General features: G+C 40.4%; 21 protein-coding genes and 1 pseudogene. 19 read left to right on the top strand and 3 right to left on the bottom strand.

All coding sequences use genetic code 11. The features are described from left to right. The first annotated feature begins 4 nt into the window (after positions 1-4). Genes hutU through hutG form a run of 3 tightly spaced genes read left to right on the top strand, consistent with a single transcriptional unit; the run spans position 5 to position 3,860 of the window. Positions 5-1,651 (top strand): urocanate hydratase, encoded by a 1,647-nt coding sequence (hutU, locus tag OLD84_RS17660; RefSeq protein ID WP_209462943.1) that lies wholly within the window; start codon positions 5-7, stop codon positions 1,649-1,651. Between the two features lie 5 nt (positions 1,652-1,656). Then, positions 1,657-2,910, top strand: a complete 1,254-nt coding sequence (gene hutI, locus OLD84_RS17655; RefSeq protein WP_209462944.1) for an imidazolonepropionase — start codon at positions 1,657-1,659, stop codon at positions 2,908-2,910. Further along, complete coding sequence (gene hutG / locus OLD84_RS17650) at positions 2,907-3,860, top strand: formimidoylglutamase (protein ID WP_209462945.1); 954 nt, start codon at positions 2,907-2,909, stop codon at positions 3,858-3,860. Before hutI ends, hutG begins: the two co-directional genes overlap by 4 nt. A gap of 23 nt (positions 3,861-3,883) precedes the next feature. On the opposite strand, the gene OLD84_RS17645 is transcribed toward hutG, so the two are convergent. Then, a complete protein-coding gene (locus tag OLD84_RS17645; protein WP_280953288.1) occupies positions 3,884-4,222 on the bottom strand; it encodes a winged helix-turn-helix transcriptional regulator in 339 nt (112 codons plus the stop codon). A gap of 217 nt (positions 4,223-4,439) precedes the next feature. Here OLD84_RS17645 and OLD84_RS17640 point away from each other — a divergent pair, with 217 nt between their 5' ends. The 9 genes from OLD84_RS17640 to OLD84_RS17600 all read left to right on the top strand — a co-directional run bounded on the left by OLD84_RS17640 (position 4,440) and on the right by OLD84_RS17600 (position 12,009). Beyond that, positions 4,440-5,678 (top strand): aminopeptidase, encoded by a 1,239-nt coding sequence (locus tag OLD84_RS17640; RefSeq protein WP_209462947.1) that lies wholly within the window; start codon positions 4,440-4,442, stop codon positions 5,676-5,678. Between the two features lie 167 nt (positions 5,679-5,845). Then, positions 5,846-6,286 (top strand): Rrf2 family transcriptional regulator, encoded by a 441-nt coding sequence (locus tag OLD84_RS17635; RefSeq protein WP_209462948.1) that lies wholly within the window; start codon positions 5,846-5,848, stop codon positions 6,284-6,286. A 4-nt stretch (positions 6,287-6,290) separates the two neighbouring features. After that, a complete protein-coding gene (locus tag OLD84_RS17630) occupies positions 6,291-6,878 on the top strand; it encodes a class I SAM-dependent methyltransferase (RefSeq protein ID WP_245301542.1) in 588 nt (195 codons plus the stop codon). A 376-nt stretch (positions 6,879-7,254) separates the two neighbouring features. Beyond that, complete coding sequence (locus OLD84_RS17625; protein ID WP_209462949.1) at positions 7,255-7,605, top strand: DUF2200 domain-containing protein; 351 nt, start codon at positions 7,255-7,257, stop codon at positions 7,603-7,605. Positions 7,606-7,809: 204 nt separating this feature from the next. After that, a complete protein-coding gene (locus OLD84_RS17620; RefSeq protein WP_209462950.1) occupies positions 7,810-8,259 on the top strand; it encodes an SgcJ/EcaC family oxidoreductase in 450 nt (149 codons plus the stop codon). Between the two features lie 287 nt (positions 8,260-8,546). Next, on the top strand, positions 8,547-8,954 hold the full coding sequence (locus OLD84_RS17615) for an NUDIX hydrolase (protein ID WP_209462951.1): 408 nt from the start codon (positions 8,547-8,549) through the stop codon (positions 8,952-8,954). Between the two features lie 30 nt (positions 8,955-8,984). Beyond that, the gene (locus OLD84_RS19545) at positions 8,985-9,428 is read left to right on the top strand and encodes a DUF4269 domain-containing protein (RefSeq protein WP_390336769.1); all 444 of its coding nucleotides are present in this window, start codon (positions 8,985-8,987) and stop codon (positions 9,426-9,428) included. Positions 9,429-9,567: 139 nt separating this feature from the next. After that, positions 9,568-10,575: a ketoacyl-ACP synthase III gene (locus tag OLD84_RS17605; RefSeq protein ID WP_209462952.1), complete on the top strand. Its 1,008-nt coding sequence runs from the start codon at positions 9,568-9,570 to the stop codon at positions 10,573-10,575. 207 nt (positions 10,576-10,782) lie between these two features. Further along, a complete protein-coding gene (locus tag OLD84_RS17600) occupies positions 10,783-12,009 on the top strand; it encodes a CynX/NimT family MFS transporter (RefSeq protein ID WP_209462953.1) in 1,227 nt (408 codons plus the stop codon). Between the two features lie 124 nt (positions 12,010-12,133). Here the strand turns inward: OLD84_RS17600 and OLD84_RS17595 are convergent, their stop codons facing one another. Beyond that, the gene (locus tag OLD84_RS17595) at positions 12,134-13,363 is read right to left on the bottom strand and encodes a Zn-dependent hydrolase (RefSeq protein ID WP_209462954.1); all 1,230 of its coding nucleotides are present in this window, start codon (positions 13,361-13,363) and stop codon (positions 12,134-12,136) included. Positions 13,364-13,499: 136 nt separating this feature from the next. Here OLD84_RS17595 and OLD84_RS17590 point away from each other — a divergent pair, with 136 nt between their 5' ends. After that, entirely contained in the window at positions 13,500-14,252 is a 753-nt protein-coding gene (locus OLD84_RS17590; protein WP_209462955.1) for a GNAT family N-acetyltransferase, read from the top strand. 51 nt (positions 14,253-14,303) lie between these two features. Next, on the top strand, positions 14,304-15,338 hold the full coding sequence (locus tag OLD84_RS17585; RefSeq protein WP_209462956.1) for a S66 family peptidase: 1,035 nt from the start codon (positions 14,304-14,306) through the stop codon (positions 15,336-15,338). Between the two features lie 40 nt (positions 15,339-15,378). Here the strand turns inward: OLD84_RS17585 and OLD84_RS17580 are convergent. Next, a pseudogene (locus OLD84_RS17580) lies at positions 15,379-16,780 on the bottom strand (purine-cytosine permease family protein). A gap of 707 nt (positions 16,781-17,487) precedes the next feature. On the opposite strand from OLD84_RS17580, the gene OLD84_RS19385 reads away from it, so the two are divergent. From OLD84_RS19385 to OLD84_RS17560, 5 genes are all read left to right on the top strand, one after another. Beyond that, complete coding sequence (locus tag OLD84_RS19385; protein WP_319961533.1) at positions 17,488-17,778, top strand: hypothetical protein; 291 nt, start codon at positions 17,488-17,490, stop codon at positions 17,776-17,778. Then, positions 17,747-18,061, top strand: coding sequence for a GNAT family N-acetyltransferase (locus tag OLD84_RS19380; protein WP_319961531.1), 315 nt, complete (start codon positions 17,747-17,749; stop codon positions 18,059-18,061). The genes OLD84_RS19385 and OLD84_RS19380 overlap by 32 nt, the downstream gene beginning before the upstream one ends. 120 nt (positions 18,062-18,181) lie before the next feature. Next, a complete protein-coding gene (locus OLD84_RS17570) occupies positions 18,182-19,153 on the top strand; it encodes a C45 family autoproteolytic acyltransferase/hydrolase (RefSeq protein WP_209462957.1) in 972 nt (323 codons plus the stop codon). Further along, on the top strand, positions 19,138-19,455 hold the full coding sequence (locus OLD84_RS17565; protein ID WP_209463054.1) for a GNAT family N-acetyltransferase: 318 nt from the start codon (positions 19,138-19,140) through the stop codon (positions 19,453-19,455). Before OLD84_RS17570 ends, OLD84_RS17565 begins: the two co-directional genes overlap by 16 nt. 250 nt (positions 19,456-19,705) lie before the next feature. Beyond that, a complete protein-coding gene (locus OLD84_RS17560; RefSeq protein ID WP_209462958.1) occupies positions 19,706-20,059 on the top strand; it encodes a GNAT family N-acetyltransferase in 354 nt (117 codons plus the stop codon). Positions 20,060-20,340: the final 281 nt, after the last annotated feature.

Here is a 20,340-nt window from a genome sequence, read left to right as displayed (position 1 = left end):
AAAAATGAAAGCAAAACAAGGTCAAGAACTGGAGTGCAAGGGTTGGGAACAGGAAGCGGTACTCAGGATGCTTTACAATAACCTGGATCCAGAAGTAGCAGAAAATCCTGACGCGCTTGTGGTATATGGTGGGATTGGAAAAGCAGCAAGAAATTGGGATGCTTTTCATGCCATTGTCGACACGTTACGTGAACTGGAAAGTGATGAAACCATGCTCATTCAATCTGGGAAACCTGTTGGTGTTTTTAAGACGCATAAGCATGCACCACGCGTATTGCTTTCTAATTCTGTTTTGGTTCCAAAGTGGGCGACATGGGAACACTTTCATGAGCTTGATCAAAAAGGTCTCATGATGTACGGCCAAATGACGGCAGGTAGCTGGATTTATATTGGCACGCAAGGGATTTTACAAGGAACGTATGAAACCTTTTCAGCGCTCGCAACGAAACATTTTAATGGTTCCCTGAAATCCACCATCACATTGACAGCTGGACTGGGAGGGATGGGCGGTGCACAACCGCTTGCTGTAACGATGAATGAAGGTGTTGTTATTGCGGTTGAAGTGGATAAAGGTCGTATCGATAAGCGAATTCAAACTGACTATTGTGATGTCATGGCGTCGGATATCGATGAAGCTATTAGACTAGCTAAGGATGCGAAGAAAAAGGGGGAGGCATTGTCGATAGCCCTTTTAGGAAATGCAGCTGAAGTACACCATGAGCTACTAACAAAGGATATTCAGATCGACATCGTTACAGACCAAACATCTGCGCATGATCCGCTTAATGGCTATGTACCTGTGGGCTACTCGGTTAAGCAGGCAGAAATATTAAGGGAAAATAATCCAGTGTTATACACACAGCTTTCCAAACAAAGCATGGCAAAACATGTAAAAGCAATGCTTCTCTATCAGGAAAGGGATTCCATTGTTTTTGATTACGGAAATAATATTAGGCAAGTCGCTAGTGATGCAGGAGTTGAGCAGGCATTTGATTTTCCAGGATTTGTCCCTGCCTACATTCGTCCATTATTCACAGAAGGAAAAGGACCGTTTCGCTGGGTTGCACTGTCTGGGGATCCTGAGGATATATACCGGACAGATCAACTAATCAAAGATCTCTTTCCAGAAAATGAAGCCTTAATTCGTTGGATTGATATGGCTCGTGACCAAATTTCGTTTCAGGGATTACCTGCTAGAATTTGCTGGCTAGGCTACGGCGAACGTGTGAGGTTAGGGATAGCAATCAATGAATTAGTTCGTAATGAGGAATTGAAAGCCCCGATTGTTATTGGTCGAGATCATTTAGATAGCGGATCGGTCTCGTCGCCAAATCGGGAAACAGAAGGAATGAAGGATGGCAGTGATGCAGTAGCAGATTGGGCTGTTTTAAATGCATTACTAAACACGGCGGCAGGGGGGTCATGGGTATCCTTCCATCATGGAGGAGGTGTTGGAATGGGGTACTCGATGCATGCAGGAATGGTGATCGTCGCTGACGGAACGGACTTGGCAAAAGAACGACTAGAGCGTGTCTTAACAACAGACCCTGGGATGGGAGTGGTTCGGCATGTTGACGCAGGTTACGAGGAAGCGGAGGATTTTGCAGCAAAAAATGATATTACCATTCCCATGAAAAAACAGAAAGGGTGACAGGTATGCAAGTAGATACAGTGATAACAAATATTGGCCAGTTACTAACAATGGATAAGCAAGGACCGGTTAAAGGCAGGGCTATGAATGATTTAAACATACTTGAAAATGCGGCGATTGGGATAAAGGCTGGGAAAATAGAATGGATTGGCATGGCAGATGATGCAGCTGACCTAACATCTCATCAAACCATTGATGCAGAAGGGAGACTCGTCACACCTGGTCTTGTTGAATCACATACCCATCTCGTTTTTGGCGGTTCCCGGGAAAAGGAAATGGCACTAAAGCAGCAAGGTGTGCCATATCTAGACATTCTCAAACAGGGCGGAGGAATTTTAGCTACGGTAAACGCGACAAAGCAAACATCTTATGCTGCATTACTGAAAAAGGCTCTATTTCATTTAGATCGAATGGCGATGCATGGGATCACAACTGTTGAAGCAAAGAGTGGCTATGGGCTTGATAAGGATACTGAATTAAAGCAACTGAAAGTGGCAAAAGCAGCAGGAGAAGCGCATCCACTTGATCTCGTTTCCACCTTTTTAGGGGCACATGCAATCCCACCTGAATACAAGCAAGACCCAGAAGCATTTCTTGATTTGATGGGTGAATTATTTGCTGAAATAAAAGAAGAAAACCTTGCCGAATTTGTTGATATTTTTACCGAAACGGCAGTGTTTACAGTGGATCAATCGAGACGGTATTTACAAAAGGCAAAGGATAAAGGGTTCGGGATAAAAATGCATGCTGATGAAATTGATCCACTTGGCGGAACAGAGCTTGCTGTTGAAATGGGAGCAATTAGTGGAGATCATCTTGCTGTCACGTCAGACGATGGGATAAAGCAACTTGCTGCTTCAGACACGATTGGTGTCATTTTGCCAGGAACGAGCTTTTACCTTGGAAAAGATACTTATTCACGAGCTCGAGAAATGGTGGATGCTGGTGCTGCAATTGCAATTTCGACAGATTTTAATCCTGGGAGTTCTGTAACGGAAAATTTGCAACTCATTATGTCGATTGCCGCATTGAAATTAAAGTTATCTGCTGAGGAAATTTGGCATGCGGTTACGATAAATGCAGCGCATGCGATTGGAAGAGGTAGTGAAGCTGGTACGATTGCAATTGGGCGGAGAGCAGATGTTGTCATTTGGGATGCCCCAAATTATATGTATATCCCGTATCACTACGGGGTTAATCATGCAAAAACGGTTATGAAGAATGGAGATGTCTTATATGAAAGGCAGCCGATTCGATGAATGAATTACGCCACTTGAAACCTGCAGGGAAAGCTATTTTTCATGATCGTCATACAACAAAGGCCAAAGAATTGCTTGAAGACTGGGAGCCTGGCAAGGAAAGGGCGTTTGCTGTCGTCGGCGTTCCACTTTCCAAGCCTTCGATTAGCCATTCTGGTGCATCTTTTGCTCCAGATACGATTCGAGCAGCACTGCAAAGTTATACGACATACGCTGGTGAATCGGGAATGGAGCTGACGGATGGTATTCTTGATTTTGGCGATATTTATATGAATCCGACCGATGTTATTGGAAATCAGGACCGGATCGTGGAAGGGCTATCTGACGTATTCGCAACGGATGCAGCAAAAAACTGGATGCTATTAGGTGGCGATCATTCGATTAGTTACGCCTCGATCAAAGCTTTTGCCGAGAAGCAGACTGTCGGTGTCATACAATTCGATGCCCACCATGATTTGCGTAATACAGCGGACGGCGGACCGACAAATGGAACACCATTTAGGCGTTTGTTGGAAGATGAAATTATTGATGGGGAACATCTTGTGCAAATGGGTATTCGTGATTTTATGAACGCTGCTGCTTATGCAGATTACGCAATGGAACATGGTGTCGGTGTTTATACGATGGGGGATGTAGATGCTGTCGGTGTAACTGAACTATTGCAAAGAGAGATTAATCGGTTAGCTGAAAAGGTGGATGTTATCTATTTGTCCATTGATATGGATGTGCTTGATCAAGCATATGCACCTGGATGTCCAGCAATCGGACCTGGAGGCATGGATAGTAAAACATTACTTGATGGGGTGTTATTCGCAGCAAAACAGGAGAAAGTAAGAGCAATGGATGTGGTGGAAATTGATCCAACGATTGATTTTCGTAACATGACAAGTCGAGTGGCGGCATATGTAATGCTTCAGTTTATGAAAGGGAAAACAGAAAAAGGGCTGTGAGGAAAACAGCCCTTAACTAATTATTATACACGTTGTTCATCTGTATCATCTGTCTCTTCTGGGGGTATATGTTCATCCGCCCAGAACTGGATAGCCTTAATAACAGGCTCCAACTCATTGCCCTTATCAGATAGTGAGTATTCGATACGGACAGGGAATTCGGAATATATATTTCGTTTGACGATACCTTCTTTTTCGAGCATTTTCAGTCGATCAGAGAGTAGTCTACCGCTAATAGGTAAATCAGCTTCCATTTCAGAAAAGCGTTTTGTACCTTTTAACAAATCAAACAGGATTAGTCCAACCCAACGTGTACTAATAAGTCCCATAGCTTTTTCAAAACGCGGGCATAATTTCTCCATGATCATCACCTCACTCTACTTCATCAGTATGCCTTGTTAGAAAGGGTTGTGGACATTGATTACCTAAAGTAACTAACTAATCTAATCTTAACATATACATGGTATGACGTAAATGGGTACAAGTGTTTGTCAAGTTATCCTGATAATTTTTTGGCAATTTCGTTCATTATGTGAAATAATAAATCAAAGAAAATAATTAATGTTGGAGGTCAATGATATGGCAAGTCAAAAAACGAAAGAAAAGTATGCACAGTTGGCGTTAGAGACTGGTGTTAACTTACAAAAGAACCAAGCATTAATGATTAATGCCCCAATTGAAGGAGCTGACTTTACGAAAGTTGTCGTGAGGAAGGCTTATGAATTAGGTGCAAAAGACGTACATATTAATTGGGTTGACGATGAATTGACCCTCTTGAAATATGAAAATGCTCCAGACGAGGTGATCGCTGATTATCCAGACTGGAAAGTACAACTCCACGACAGTTTTGCTGAAGATGGAGCAGCTATATTGAATATTCGGTCCACGAATCCGGATTTATTAAAGGACATTGATCCAACACGTGTTGCTAAAGCAAATAAAGCTGCAGCGCAGGCAATGAAGAACTTTCGTAGTTATACCATGAATGACCGGATTGCTTGGTCAATCATTTCAATCCCAACGGGCGACTGGGCTCAAAAAGTTTTCCCAGATCGATCACGTGAAGATGCAGTAGAAGGATTATGGGACGCCATTGTGAAAATTGTTCGCGTTGATCAGGACGATCCAATTCAAGCATGGGGTGATCATAATAAAACGTTAGAAAAAGCACGTGGAATTCTAAATGAGAAGAACTACAAGAAATTGGTTTTCAAAGCACCTGGAACAGAACTGGAGATGGAGTTACCTGAAGGACATCTTTGGAAGGGTGGTTCTGCCCAAACCGAAGGCGGCGTAACTTTTAACCCAAACATGCCGACAGAAGAAGTGTTCTCCATGCCGCATAAATATGGGGTGAATGGGACCGTTTCAAGTACGAAACCATTGAACTATAGCGGTAGTCTAATCGACAACTTCAGCCTAACATTCAAAGACGGAAAGGTCGTTGACTACAAAGCAGAGCAAGGGGAAGACACACTGAAACACTTGCTCGATTCTGACGAAGGCGCGCGCAGACTAGGTGAAGTAGCACTTGTACCACATGAATCTCCTGTGTCTCAATCCGGATTAATCTTTTACAACACGCTGTTTGATGAAAATGCATCTTGCCATATCGCGCTTGGAAAAGCATATCCAACAAATATGAAAGACGGGGCGGCAATGGACGATGAGCAGCTCGATCAGCACGGCGTTAATGACAGCTTGTCACACGTTGACTTCATGATTGGGTCAGAGGAATTGGATATTGACGGTGTAAAAGAAGATGGAACAACGGAAGCAGTGTTCCGGAATGGGACCTGGGCTTTGGATGTGAAATAAGGTAGGGAAGGAAGCATGGGGAGGATTCTCATGCTTCCTTTTTAAATGTATTAGCCTATCAACTAATTTAGAATACCCTCGTTGACATGTGTTTTAGGGAGTGCTAATCTAATTATAGATAACATGAGTCTTTAATATCTTTAATGTTATGAATGAAGGAGGAAATCATGAAATACTCAAAAGCCACTAACTACGCATTGCACACAATGGTGTATTTAGTTACCTTACCTAAAGGAAGTACAATAGGTGTTCAACGCTTGGCAGAAATGCAAAATCTTTCACCAACCTATCTGTCAAAGATATTAACGAAACTTGCCAAAGGTGGGTTAGTTGAGTCAACACCAGGGGCTAAAGGGGGATATAAAGTTTCTAAACCGAAAGATGAAATCTCATTTCTAGATGTAATAAAAACAGTAGAGGGGGATTCCAATTTATTTCATTGCTCCATGGATCAAAACGAAGGCTGCATGATTGAAAATGTGATGACAGAGGCTGAACAAAACATGAAAGACGACTTAGATCATAAATTTATCATCGATATTGCCAATAAGATGGAAGAAATGTTATTACCAATAGAAAAGGAAGAACAAATTAAAAAGGAGAATTAAGAATATGAAAAAGAATAGCGAATCAAATCATATGGGCAATTTCAATAAAAAGGTAGAATATCTAGACAGCATGAAAAGAAGAGAGGAATTTTCCCCAGAAAATCTACTGAAACTACTTCCTATTAAGAGTAACGATACTATTTTAGATATAGGTGCAGGGACAGGTTTCTTAACGATACCGGCTGCGAAAGTAACCGATGGAATGGTGTATGCACTTGATATAGACCCCAATATATTGGAAATTGCATATGCTAAGGCAACTAATGAGGAACTTGAAAATGTTCGAACAATTCAAGGAGAAATGCAGGATTTACCATTATCAGCCAATTCTATTGATATTGTGTTAGCTTCGTTAGTCCTTCATGAAATAAAACCTTTATCGGAGACATTACAGTTAATCAACCAAATGCTTAATGTAAAGGGCTACCTTGCATGTGTTGAATTAGAAGAGGAGGAAACCCCAAATCCTAATCACCCAAGAATTTCCTCAACCAACATGGAACAAGAATTAAATAAAGCAGGATTTGATGTAATTAAGAAACGTTATCCAACAGATTCGATGTACGTTTTAATCGCCCAGAAGCAACAATAAGTATATTGAATTGGTTTATCATATGGATGAACATTCGAACAGATTATGATATGTTTATTTAAGAGGATGTTTAAAAAGTCCGGTAAAAATGACACATCGAAGGGAACTTCTGCTAAGGCCGCCCACGTCAATAGCCAACACAGAAGTCACCACAACACGCGAGAAGCTCGTTGGTTTACTTTTCCTGCGTGCTAGGACGTTTGCTCACGTATTAATTACAAGGGGAACTTCTACTAAACCGCCCACGTCCTGTGGGCAACGCAGAAGTCACGACATCCTGTGGAAGTCCGCTACTCAAAGATACGCCGCCTCGAACTTTCGACGAGTGACGATAAAGATGTTATGCATTAAAAGAATAATGAAGGGAGCATGTATCATGACAAAACATAAGATTTATACAATGAGTGTCGCAAAGGTCTATCCCCACTATATTTCGAAAGCAGAGAAAAAAGGGCGTACAAAAGCAGAAGTCGATGAAATCACCCGTTGGTTGACAGGATATAGCCAGGAAGAGTTAGAAGGACAACTGGAAAAACAGACAGACTTTGAGACCTTCTTTGCGGAAGCTCCCCAATTGAATTCCACGCGGGCTTTAATTAAAGGTGTAATCTGCGGCGTCCGAGTGGAAGATATCGAAGAACCAACGATGCAGGAAATTCGCTATTTGGATAAGCTAATCGATGAGTTAGCAAAGGGAAAAGCGATGGAGAAGATTTTGCGGAAATAATAATTTAAAACGGAAGCATCGATTCCATTTATATATACATTGCAGGGAATACGTCTTATCTCCAATAATTGATCGCGGATCCGAAATAGACGTAGCGCCCATTTTTACTTTTAAGGGCCATAAGGCTGAATACAGGGAAGTTGAATGTGATAACTTAAGAAAGCGTTGGAAAGAATATATTTAAATTTCAAGGAGGCGCAGAACATGAACACCTCATTTCAAGATGAAATTAAAAGTCTTTATCAAAAACTAATAGATGCATGGAACAAACGTGATGCAAAGGGAATGGCTGAACAATTTGCAGAACAAGGAATCCAAATTGGGTTTGATGGAAGTAAGGTGATAGGACGAGAGGAAATCTTATCGCACCTCAAACCTATCTTTGAAAACCATCCTACTCCTCCTTTTGTAACTAAAGTTAAAGATATACGAGCATTGGGAACTGATGCCGCAATGTTACAAGCTATTGCAGGGATGATTCCGCCTGGAAAAACAGATATTGACCCCTCGGTAAACGCCCATCAAACCCTGGTTGCAGTTAAAAAAGATAATGATTGGCAAATTGAGCTCTTTCAAAATACTCCCGCTCAATTTCATGGGAGACCTGAATTAGTCGAGCAAATGACAGACGAGTTAAGGCGATTAATTAAATAACTGAAACGTCGGAGCCTCGGTGAACAGGGCGGTGCATTTCCTTAGTAAGGATTTTCGTCCTAATTTATCTTTTAAAGGAAGCATGAGAACCGTCTTCATGCTTCCTTTAATATGCGGGGGCTTGTCCTTGTCAAAAAATAAGCCAGTAAGTCATTTGCGGAATTAAATTTTGTGAAATTATGATAATAATAAGGAAGACCTTGATTGTAGGTGTGTTAGAGGCTTCCTGTTATTGGGATATGTTTTGCTGACTTACAATCTATTAAAGAAAGTATGAAGGTGATTTTATGAAAAGGGTCGACGTAGTCTATGCAATAATACAAAATCATTTAGGTGAAATTCTTATGGTTGAGAATGAGGGGAAAAGTTGGAGCTTACCTGGTGGAGCAGTTGAAGCAATTGAGACACTTGAAATGGCATTAGTTCGTGAAGTTTATGAAGAGACAGGCTTGTGGATAGAAGCAAAAGGTATAGCGGCTATTAATGAGGCATTTTTTAAGGAGTCTGGCAATCATGCAATATTTTTTACATTTAATGCAGCTGTGAAAGAAGGGAATGCTCATATATTAAATCCAGAAGAAATAACCAATATTCAATGGTTAAAGGGTGAAAAAGCGAATGAATTAATGCCATACCATGTAAATGGTGTAGAGAAACTTATCGGACAGTCCATCCCTTATACATATCAAAATTAAGAGTGCTTACACAATTAAAAGGAGTTCATTTTGAACAATAAATGCCTTAAAGATTATATGCTTTCAGATGAGGAAGGTGCTAAGTTGATTCATTTATTTGAGGGATTGCAAATGGGTAATGAAAAGCAGCAAAAAGCTTATTTAGCTATCAAGGAGCTGAATATTTGTAATGATTTAAGTACATACAATCCAGTTCTGTGCGGAACTCTGCCCATCGGTATAGATGTATTAGGATCAGACCTAGATATTGTTATGGAAGTACAAGATTTAGATTATTTTGAAGAACGGGTCCTTGGTTTGAAAGGGTTAATCGTTGCATTATTTGTTATAAACAATAAGTTAATTCAAGGTTTACCAAGTTCTATAATAATAATTTCATTGCTGGCATATCTTGTTGGGTGTGCACTAGAATATTATTTTAAGATCCACGGAGTGAGAAACAAACTTCATAATCTTCCGCAAGCGGGCGCTTAACTTGTATAAGGTTTAGTGTCTGTTTTACTTTTTAGGCCAAGATAGTGGAATAACGTATTGTGAGAATTATTTTACATGTTATAATTAGTACCAGGTAATAATAGTAATTACTAATTAAATTAAAACGTGGGGTGAATGTATGACAGGGGCAAGAATAACAGCCATTGGCACATATGTACCAGAGAAGAAATTGACAAATGCTGAACTCGAGCAAATGGTTCAAACAAATAATAAGTGGATTGTTCAACGAACTGGAATCCATGAAAGAAGAATTAGCCGTCCTGATGAATTTACAAGTGATTTATGTGTTTTTGCTGTAAAAGATTTAATGCAAAGATATAATAAAAAAGTCGATGATGTAGATATGATTCTTGTAGCGACAAGCACACCAGATTTCCCATTTCCATCTGTCGCAAGTATCGTTCAAAACCAATTGAATATATCCCAAACAGGAGCTGTTGACTTAAGTGCAGCCTGTGCAGGGTTTGTTTACGGATTACACACAGCACATACTTATATTGCATCTGGACTCCACAAAAAGATACTTGTTATTGGTGCGGATACACTATCAAAAATAACGGACTATACCGATAGAAGTACAAGTATTCTATTTGGTGATGGTGCTGGTGCAGTATTAGTTGAAAGAGACGAGCAATCAAAAGATTTCATCGGATTCGATTTAGGGAGTGATGGACGAGGAGCGCAGCATGTATACCGCTCCGGGCTATCGCAAAAAGTCAATGGAATTGAGTTGGTCGATACGCAATATCTTGTTCAAAATGGTAGAGAGGTTTTTCGATGGGTTGTAAGGAATATTCCTGAAAGTATAAGACGAATTCTAGAAAACACTCAAACAAGTTTAGAAAATGTTGATTGGTTTATCCCTCATAGTGCTAATTTACGGTTAATAGAACCGATTTGCGAAAAATTAGAGTACCCGATGGATAAAACACTTTATAGCCTTGTCAACTTTGGAAATACTTCAGCTGCAACTATCCCATTAGCCCTTGATCTTGGAATCCGTGAGGGAAAAGTTAAAAATGGAGAGAGGGTTCTTATGCATGGTTTCGGTGCTGGTTTGGTTTATGCAGGACAACTTTTAGAATTAAATTTGGACGAACAAATTAATGCTCCTACACCATTGTAAAGAAAAAGGTTTGTGAAACATCCTAGTTAAATTAACGGGCGCATTTCCTTAGTAAAGATTTGCGTCCTAATTTAATTTCTCTTTGCTAGATAGAAACCACGAAAAACCCTCCCCATGTTTCTCATTTGCCAATCCACCTTCCAAAGTATAATATAAGTCTAAAAAGGCTACTATACCCGTTATCAGGAAAAAGGAGTATGTTGTCAGATGGGTATTTATAAATTTGAGGATATGAGACGGTATAATCAAATCCTTCTTGTTGCTGGTATTATTATCATTTCCTTTAATCTCCGTCCGGCTATTACTGCGGTTGGTCCGCTTGTTGGTATGATCCAAGATGATCTCGGACTGGCCAGCTGGAGCATTGGTATTTTGACAAGTCTTCCCTTAATCGGGTTTGCTGTGATGTCTCCTGTTGCGCCGTGGCTGGGAAATAAGTACACGAATGAAATCGTGTTAATTGGCGGTATGATCACACTTGCGGTAGGTATAGTCCTGCGTTTAGTTCCAATGGCTGTTTTCCTTTTTGGTGGGACACTATTGATTGGCCTCGGAATCGCTGTTGCCAATGTGCTTTTGCCCGGTGTACTTAAAGAACGCTTCCCGAACCGGGTTCCGCTCATGACAGGTGTTTATTCAACCGCCATGGGACTGGTTGCTGCGCTTGCATCGGGTGTCAGTGTGCCGTTAGCGAACATGGATGGTTTAGGTTGGGAGCTGTCACTGGCTGTTTGGTTAATACCAGCACTCATGGGTGTTGCTATATGGGGTTACTTTTTTAAACAGCGCAGGTCTGCTAATGAGGTAAAGGTGCAATACATAGCAGCCAACGATACCCGGATGTGGCGATCGCGACTTGCATGGCAGGTTGCCGTATTCCTTGGGTTGCAGGCATTTTTATATTATGTTGTGATCGCATGGCTCCCGGAAATTGTACAAGGAAGTGGTATCTCAACAAACGCTGCAGGCTGGATGCTGTCCTATTCTCAGTTTGTTGGGCTTCCATTTGGATTTCTGCTTCCTGTGATCGCCGGAAAGCTGAAGTCACAAAGCACATTAACGGTAGGGATTTGTCTGCTCGCACTTCTTGGTAGTATCGGACTCTTATTTAGTGAAATTTATGTCATCATGATAGCAAGTGTCACACTGCTTGGCATAGCCACGGGCAGTTTATTTCCATTGGCGCTCGCCTTTTTGGGGATGCGCGCCGCAGGTCCTCGGCAGGCCGCAGAGTTATCCGGGATGGCACAGGCATTAGGGTACTTTCTTGCCGCCATCGGGCCGATTCTAATGGGGTATCTGCGTGATGTCGCGAATGGATGGCAGCTCCCATTGATCATATTGATAATTGTCATCATTGCCATGACAATCACAGGGTACGGAGCCGGCAGAAACCGGACCATTTCAGATGAATTTGAGGATATGTCAAGGTAGGTGGTGCCTGTCACCACCCGAAATTTGTCGAAACCGTCTAGAGACCTATAAGGGGTCATACATGAAAAAAGATCTACAACATCAAAGAATGCTGTCGATCTTTTCCAAATTCCTCTAAAATGATTTATGTTGCTTCCGTCAATTCCTTGGCAGCGTTATATAATACATCCACACCATTAGCAAGGTCCCTTGCATCTGTCCATTCTTCCGGAGAATGGCTGATCCCGTCCTTACTTGGGACAAAGATCAAACCGATGTCTGTTACATCAGAAAAGACCATCGCATCGTGCCCAGCTCCACTATTCATGTTTAGGTATGAAATATCCAATTGATTGCAAGCTGTTTTCAGAAGCGAATGGATATCTTGATTCAATGCTTTGGGTTGCATATATAGCGGCTGTTCAACCGATGTATGAATGCCTTGCCCTTCGAAGGAAGCGACGACATCTTTTGTTTTCTGGATAGCGCTTCGCATATGTTCTTCCTTTCCAGAACGTATATCCACGGAAAAAACAACTTTTTCTGGAATGACATTGGCTCCATTCGGGAATACTTCATGTCTTCCTACTGTAATAACAGTTCCTTCTCCTTCATCTTTTGCAATTGCAGGCAGCTTGGAGATAATATCTGCTGCGGTGACCAAAGCATCCAAACGGCGGTCCATTGGTGTCGTACCTGCATGACCAGCCTGACCTTCTATTGTCACTTCTAATTGGGTCAGTCCAACAATGGATTCGACAACACCGATTGAGATGTCTTTTTCTTCAAGAATTGGTCCTTGTTCAATATGCATTTCCAGAAAAGCTTTTATCGTCTGTGGATCTCTTTGTTTCGGAAGCGTTGGATCTAATCCGATATCCCGCATTGCTTCGGCTACCGAGACGCCATCTTTGTCCTTCGTCTGATTTAGTTCTGCTGCATCAGTAGTACCTGTAACCCCCCTGGAGCCCATCAATCCACCGCCAAAGCGTGATCCCTCTTCTTCAATCATAGCTATAATTTCTAATGGATATGTGGGTGTAAGGTTATTTTCCTTAAAAAGTGCTGCCACCTCAAGTCCTGCTACAACACCGCCTGTTCCATCGTAAGCCCCGCCATGCGGCACACTATCAAAATGGGAACCGACAAGGACACTTGGAGCATCTGTCTTGGACCCTTCCAATTTTCCAAAAATATTGCCAAGCCCATCTTCCCGAACATCAAGGCCGTATTCTTTCATTTTTTCTTTTATAAAATTTCGGGCTTGTAAGTCTTCCTTGCTGTAGGTCAGCCTGGTAACACCTTGATTGGGTGTGGCTGTATATTTACTCAAGTCATGTATATGTTTTTCAATGCGGTCACTATTTGCTTTCACGTTAATCCCTCCGTTTGTTTGTGACGATGTGTGCTGTTAATACAACAATACTTTCTAAAATCAAAAAAGTCTTCTTCTTTTCCCTATGATATAATATAGAAAATGAAAAAGGAAGCAATGGGGGAAGGGATCAGCAATGAAACAGATAACATTCGATGATATTTACATACTAGGAAATATAGTAGCTGAAAATGATCTGTACAGACACTATCATTATCCGGAAATGCTAATCAGGTACGATAGTAATTTTATAGATTTTAAAAAGCAGCCTTCATTAACGGAATTGAAAAAGGCAGAAAAATATTTAAGGGAATTTCATTTGCGACAAGGTCAAAAACATGTGAAGTTTTGTTTCCCTGAGAACATGCAACTTGAAAGGGAGTTAGTGGATTACTTGAATGATTCAGGATATGAAAATGGTTTCTTGGAATTATACGGAATTCAACCTGACCAATTTCCAGAAGTGGAGGATCAGCCGGATATCGATATTCAGATTGTGACAGACAAGAACTTCGAAACCTATCTTGACCTTCAATACAAGCAAGATTTAGGATTTGGAAGTGAATTTGCAAGAGCAAAAATGGATCTGGCCAAACGTCAATTCAAAGAAGAATCTCGCATTATGAGGGTTCTTGCATTTTATAAAGGAAACCCTGCAGGATATGTAGATGTCATTACAACGGACAAAACCGCGGAAATTGATAACTTAACTGTTGTCGAGGCATTTCAAAAAAAGGGCATCGGCAGTAGGTTGCAAAAATTTGTGATGGACACTTATCCTGATAAAACGGTGATCCTAGTTGCAGATGGGGAAGATACCGCCAGAGAAATGTACATGAAGCAAAACTATCATTATCTTGGGTTTCAGAATGAGGTACAAAAGATTTAGGAAGTATAGGAACGCCCTCGTACGTCCAAAAAACTAGAAAGTGGTGATCGAATGTCAATAAAGCCAAAGAAATTGCAACCGGGAGATAAAGTAGCGACTGTAAGCCCTTCTTGGGGAGGAGCTGGTGAGCCAGAAATTAAATGGCGATATGAACAAGGCGTAAAGAGATTGGAAGAAGTCTTTGGCCTTGAGGTCGTCCCGATGCCGAACAGTTTGAACGGTGCTGCCTATCTTTATGAGCATCCAAAAGCCCGTGCGGACGATCTGATGACGGCATTTAAGGATGAGGAAATTAAAGGAATCTTCTCAAATATTGGAGGGGATGACAGTATCCGATTACTTCCTTATATTGATTTTGATGTCATTCGCAGCAATCCAAAAATTTTCATGGGATATTCCGATGTGACTATTTCTCATTTGTTTTGCCTTAAAGCAGGAGTGTCTTCCTTTTATGGGCCAGCGATTTTAAGTGATTTTGCTGAAAATGTGGAAATGGATTCCTATACGGTAGAAATGGTGAAGCGGACGCTATTCTCCAGTAATGCGATTGGTGAAATTCAGCCAGCTAAGGAATGGACGAGTGAGTATTTGGAATGGGATGAAGCGAATAAATACAAGCGGCGAACGATGCAGCAAAATACTGGATATGAAGTGATTCAAGGCTCAACAAGTGTCGTACAAGGACGTCTGATTGGTGGTTGTATCGATGTGCTGGAGTTTGCGAAAGGTACAGAACTTTGGCCTGAAAAAAACGATTGGAATGACAGCATTCTTTTCTTTGAAACATCGGAGGAAGAGGCGGAACCTGCATTTATGAAATATTGGCTGCGGAATTACGCCGCGCAGGGCATTTTGCACAAAGCAAAGGCAGTCATTTTTGGTAAGCCGCATGATGAGAAATATTACGAGGCATACAAAGAAGAAATTTTAAGCGTTATGAAGGAATACAACTTAGAAGATTTGCCGATTCTTTATAACTTGAATTTCGGGCATACGGAACCGAAGTTTATTTTGCCATATGGTGCAATGGCGGAGGTTGATTGTGCGAAGGGAACTTTCTCGATATTGGAAAGTGGTGTGGAATAGGAAGCACGGGGTCCGTCCCCATACTTCCCCTTTCTTCCACTTATGCGACATAATCTTCTTTCGCAACATCGTTGTTTTTTCTTTTGATATAATATTTTCCTTTTGTAGAAACAGCTAAAATCACGGTGATTACAGCTGCTAGAACTGCTGCGAAAAACGCGGCAGTACTTTGCAGGAATGTTCCCATATAGCCTAATGCCGCAACCGTACCTAAGCCGCTTGCCACAACTAAAGCAACGACTCCCACAGGATTCCATTTATACAAATTCTGTTGTCTGGCCTCATAATAACCAGGTCCAATCTTCAATATTCTTTTGACGATGATGGCGTCCGTGACTAAAATTGCTGCCCAGGTCATTAAGAAGACTCCCTGGAACGTCATGGCTGCCTCCAAATGATTGACGATACCGGCCAGCATTAAAATAATCGCAGCAACACCTGTAACGACAACCCAAAAGCGGCGGCCAGGTTTGAATTTAAAAATATTTTCAAAGAAGCTGGACAGGGATAACGACCCGCTATATATATTCGTAATATTAATTCTTACTTGCGTTATCATCGTAAACAAGACTCCAAAAATACCTAGGAGTAATACAATATAGACACCTGGATTCGGCTCCCCTAGGCGAACACCAAACCATATCCCAAGGCCGCCCATGACTCCAAAACAGAAAATCTGCGGGATAAATCCAATTGCAAATATTCCTATCTTCGTATCTTTTGGTTTAAGAAAGCGAGCATAATCTGAAGCGAGCAGTGGTGTCAGCCCCATAATACCGTGCTGCATTCCGATACAAAGTAATAAAGCTGTTCCTCCGACTTGAACGCCCTCAGGCATATACGTCCAAAAGCTGTCTCCATAAACGGAAGGCGTGTTTGCAGCCATAATAATTGCTGCAATTAAAAAAATGCCGAACAGCGGCAACGACCATTTTTGCAATTTATCCAATTGCTTGATCCCAAACCAGTTTAAAGGGATAACGATCGAACCAAAGAAAATAATTAGTACCCATTGAGGGATAACAGGAAAAAATTCGTGGACAGCAGCTACGAGTATTAAACCTTCCAGCGCACAATACATTATAAAATTTGTAGCATAAATAAATGAGGTCAACGAGGCGCCAATATAGCCAAACCCGCCGCCACGTGATAATAAGTTAACATTCATTCCAGACTTGGCAGATAAATAAGCAATGAATGTTCCTAGGATACCGGCAACAATAATGGCATAAATAGCGGATATAATAGCATTAATTGCACCGAATGAAAGCGCCATAACACTTCCCCTTTTGAAAGTAAAATATTGCTGTTGCAATACCAAAAGTAATATTTGTAATACTAATCCAGCCCATGTTCCTTTTGTCGCGAGGGACTCTATCTAATGAATAATCTTCATCCATTTCCTCGTTAACTTTTTGATCTGCAGTTTTAACAGATCCCATATGTATCATCTCCCTTTCTTGTTAACCATTTCACACAGTGGACCCTCCGAAATATGTGTGTTTATTCACAATCCGCTGCTGCCGATATTTAATATATCAATAGTATATAGAGTTATCAAATGGGATTACCCTGCGTCTTTGGCAATAAGACCGCATAAAAATCTACCTATCTCTGGAATACTGTTTCTATCTTAGGGATGGTTGTCTAAGCTTTAGATGTGTGAATTTCTAAAGAACATTAACACCTAAAAGAGGTTAATTAAATAAGGCTCTTCACCAAAATATATGGTTGACAAACTAGGTGTAATTTTGAATTATAGTACCGCTGCGGAAAAACACTACGCTTTCCGTGGGCTTGAGCTCAGCCTTCGACGCACAGGACGTGCTAGTGCAGGTGTTGCGACAGGACGTCGCGAACTTAACCTGCCTCAGAAAAAAGAAGTTCGCTTTTTTTCTTGCGGGGTCTTCCCACTGCACTTTCCCACAGGACAAGGAAGGCTACGGCAGCATTTGCATCGCACGAAGAAAATTGGTTTGTATTTTCGAGGAGTCCCGTGTTTTTCCTCCGCTAGCTAGTTTTATTACCATATTTATTCACTAATATCAACGGTAGATTTTAGTGTTGACCCTTAAATAAATCGCTTATCTCTTCATGTCTGAGTGAATATTAGTTATAATAAAAGTTAGGAAACACGGGGACGGTTCTTTTGCTTCCATGGGGGGATGTATTTCAATTGATATTTGAAAAAGGGAATTTGAAAATCCGTCAGCTACTCACAAAAGATAATCATTTACTGGCAAAGTGGCTTTCAAACCCATTGGTGCTTGAATTCTATGAGGGAAGAGACAATCCTTTTGATATAGAAATAGTTAATAAGAAATTTTATAATCAGAAAAATAATGGGCTTAGCTGTATGGTTATGTACAAAGAAGTAGAGATCGGATACATACAATATTATCAGTTAGATGAAAAAAACCAGAGCAACTTACGGTTATGATGAAACCGAAAACATCTATGGAATTGACCAATTTATTGGCGAAACAGAGTACTGGAATAGAGGAATTGGAACATTACTTGTAAAGTCAATGGTGGATTTTTTAATGCAACACAAACAAGTTGATCGGGTAGTGATGGACCCGCAAATTACGAATAAGAGGGCACTTAAATGTTACGAAAAGTGTGGCTTTACCAAGGTGAAAATACTTCCTAAACACGAATTTCACGAGGGAGAATACCGGGATTGTTGGTTGATGGAATTTAGGAGACTTATTTGGAGTTAGCCTAGGCGCGCTTACCACGAAGTAACCTTTTCCAAAATTGGACTATTTTGTGGAATAAAATGGATTATTCAGGAATATGCAGAATGAACTTTTATAACGAAAAATAAGGAGTGCTTACATTTGCCATACTTCGAAGTAGTAATAGATCAACAAAAAGGCTCGTCGCATGAAATTGGCTATAATCAGGGAGACAACATTCCCGCTTCACTGGTGGAAAAATTTGAGCCTATTATCAATGAAAATATTGATGTGTGTGCTGCCGAAGATATCTTCCATCAATTTGCTCCACACCTTCTTGATGAAATGAAAGGGTTAACAAAATCATTAAATATTCCTTATAAAAAAGCATTGTCTCTATTTAGTGGGTACGATATTCCAAAACTAAAAGGAATGGGTTGCTCTGCAGTAGTCACGCCAAAATATTATGTTCGAAATTATGATTTTTCACCTGATAGTTATGATAATCGGTTAGCAATAATTAACCCACAGGAGGCTTATGCGAGTGTTGGCTACAGTTTGCATATGTTGGGTAGGCATGAAGGGGTGAATGAAAAAGGACTGACTATCGGCTTTCATTTTGTTAATCATACGCATTCGAGAAAGGGGCTAAGTGCAGGGAGTGTTCTAAGGATTGTGTTGGACACATGCCAAACAACGGATGAGGCTATCCAATTAATAAAGGAATTGCCACATTCGTGGAGTTACAATTACTCAATAGGTGATGCAAGTGGTCAAATAGCTGTTGTAGAGGCATCTTCTGTCGAAGTTAAAGTCCGTCATGATCAACATACGCTATTATGTACGAATCATTTTCAACATGCCCGAATGGATACATATAACCGTACAGCCGGGAACACTTCTGAACGTTTGGACCATTTAGATCAAGCTAAAATGGATCACCGCACTGGAGAAGAGATGTTTGATAAGTTTCGAGATCCCAATTCACCAATGTTTTTTGATGACTATGATAACTTTTTTGGTACACTTCATACATTTGCCTATCTGTTTGACGAACAAAAAGTATTGACTGCCATAGCAAATGGTCGTGTTCTTGAGATAGATTTGATAATGGTACTATTCTGGGGAGAGTAAATATAGTTGATATCGATGAATCTCGGAAAATTGGTCATTTAGGCTACAGGGTGGGTCAAGTACATACTGGCAAAGGTGTCGCTAAAAGAGCATTGAAATTATTGATGGAATTAGTAACAGACCTGGATATAAAACAGATTGAAGCAAAAACAACAACCAATAATATAGCGTCTCAAAAAGTTTTGGAGAATAACGGTTTTGAATATATAGAATCCAGTGATGAAGAATTCGAGATGGATGGTCAAAAGTTAAATTTTGTTTATTATCTATGGACAAATAAAAGGTTCCGCTTGTTGAATTAAAGGGCGCAAAAGTGAAATGAATTATAGTGCCTTTTCTTTTTGAGAAGGGTCACTCTCTCCTCAAGAATGCGTTTTTAACTTTGTGCGAGTAGAAATAACGGTACTTTCAAATACGACAAATATTTATAAAGGATTGAAGACATATGCATATTAGGCCGTATCAGGAAAAGGATAAAGGCAGTACAGTATAATCAATCTATCTGATCGTTTTAGTGATATTCAATTTATGGAATATAGGATCCGAGAGGATATGGAACAAAAACAATTAGCGTTATCCACAAACTCTGTCTCGTCAAGTGAATCAGATATTTTTGTGGTTGAGTATGATGGTGAGTTTCTAGGATATATAGAATTGAATGAAGGCAGGGATTACTTCACAAGTGATATGGTAGTATATATTTCAGCGATTGCAGTAACAAGTACAGGTGAAGGTAAAGGAAAAGGGAAGATGTTAATGGATAAAGCAGAGAAGTGGTGTTTAGATAAAGGATGTAAACAGCTCGTTTTAGATGTATTCAAGGCGAATGATAATGCAATTAATTTTTATAAGCACCTAGGATATGAAGAAGAAATTGTGAAGATGGTTAAAATACTTGAACCATGATGCAAATCAAAGCAAAGTGATAAATGGATTGTTGTTCAACATATTTCGTCAGAAGACGGAAAATTGCAATTGAAAGATCTAGGAGAAACGAAGCAAGAATCTATTGAAGGTTAATGGGCAAACTGGAAGAAGGTTATAGAAATTATTCAACAAGTGAAAGCGAATAGAAGTGGTAATTCAAGTGAAAAAAGTTGTTTTGTGGTCTATAATTAGGGTATACTATCCATAGAAAGACATATAATTAAAAAGACCGCCCATGCTGGTACATGGAACGGTCACAA

Origin of the sequence: Virgibacillus natechei, assembly GCF_026013645.1 — a bacterium.
In the GTDB taxonomy this organism is placed as follows: Bacteria; Bacillota; Bacilli; order Bacillales; family Amphibacillaceae; genus Virgibacillus_L; species Virgibacillus_L natechei.
The sequence above is the reverse complement of the archived record's forward strand: the minus strand, read 5'-3'. Positions and strand labels throughout refer to the sequence as shown.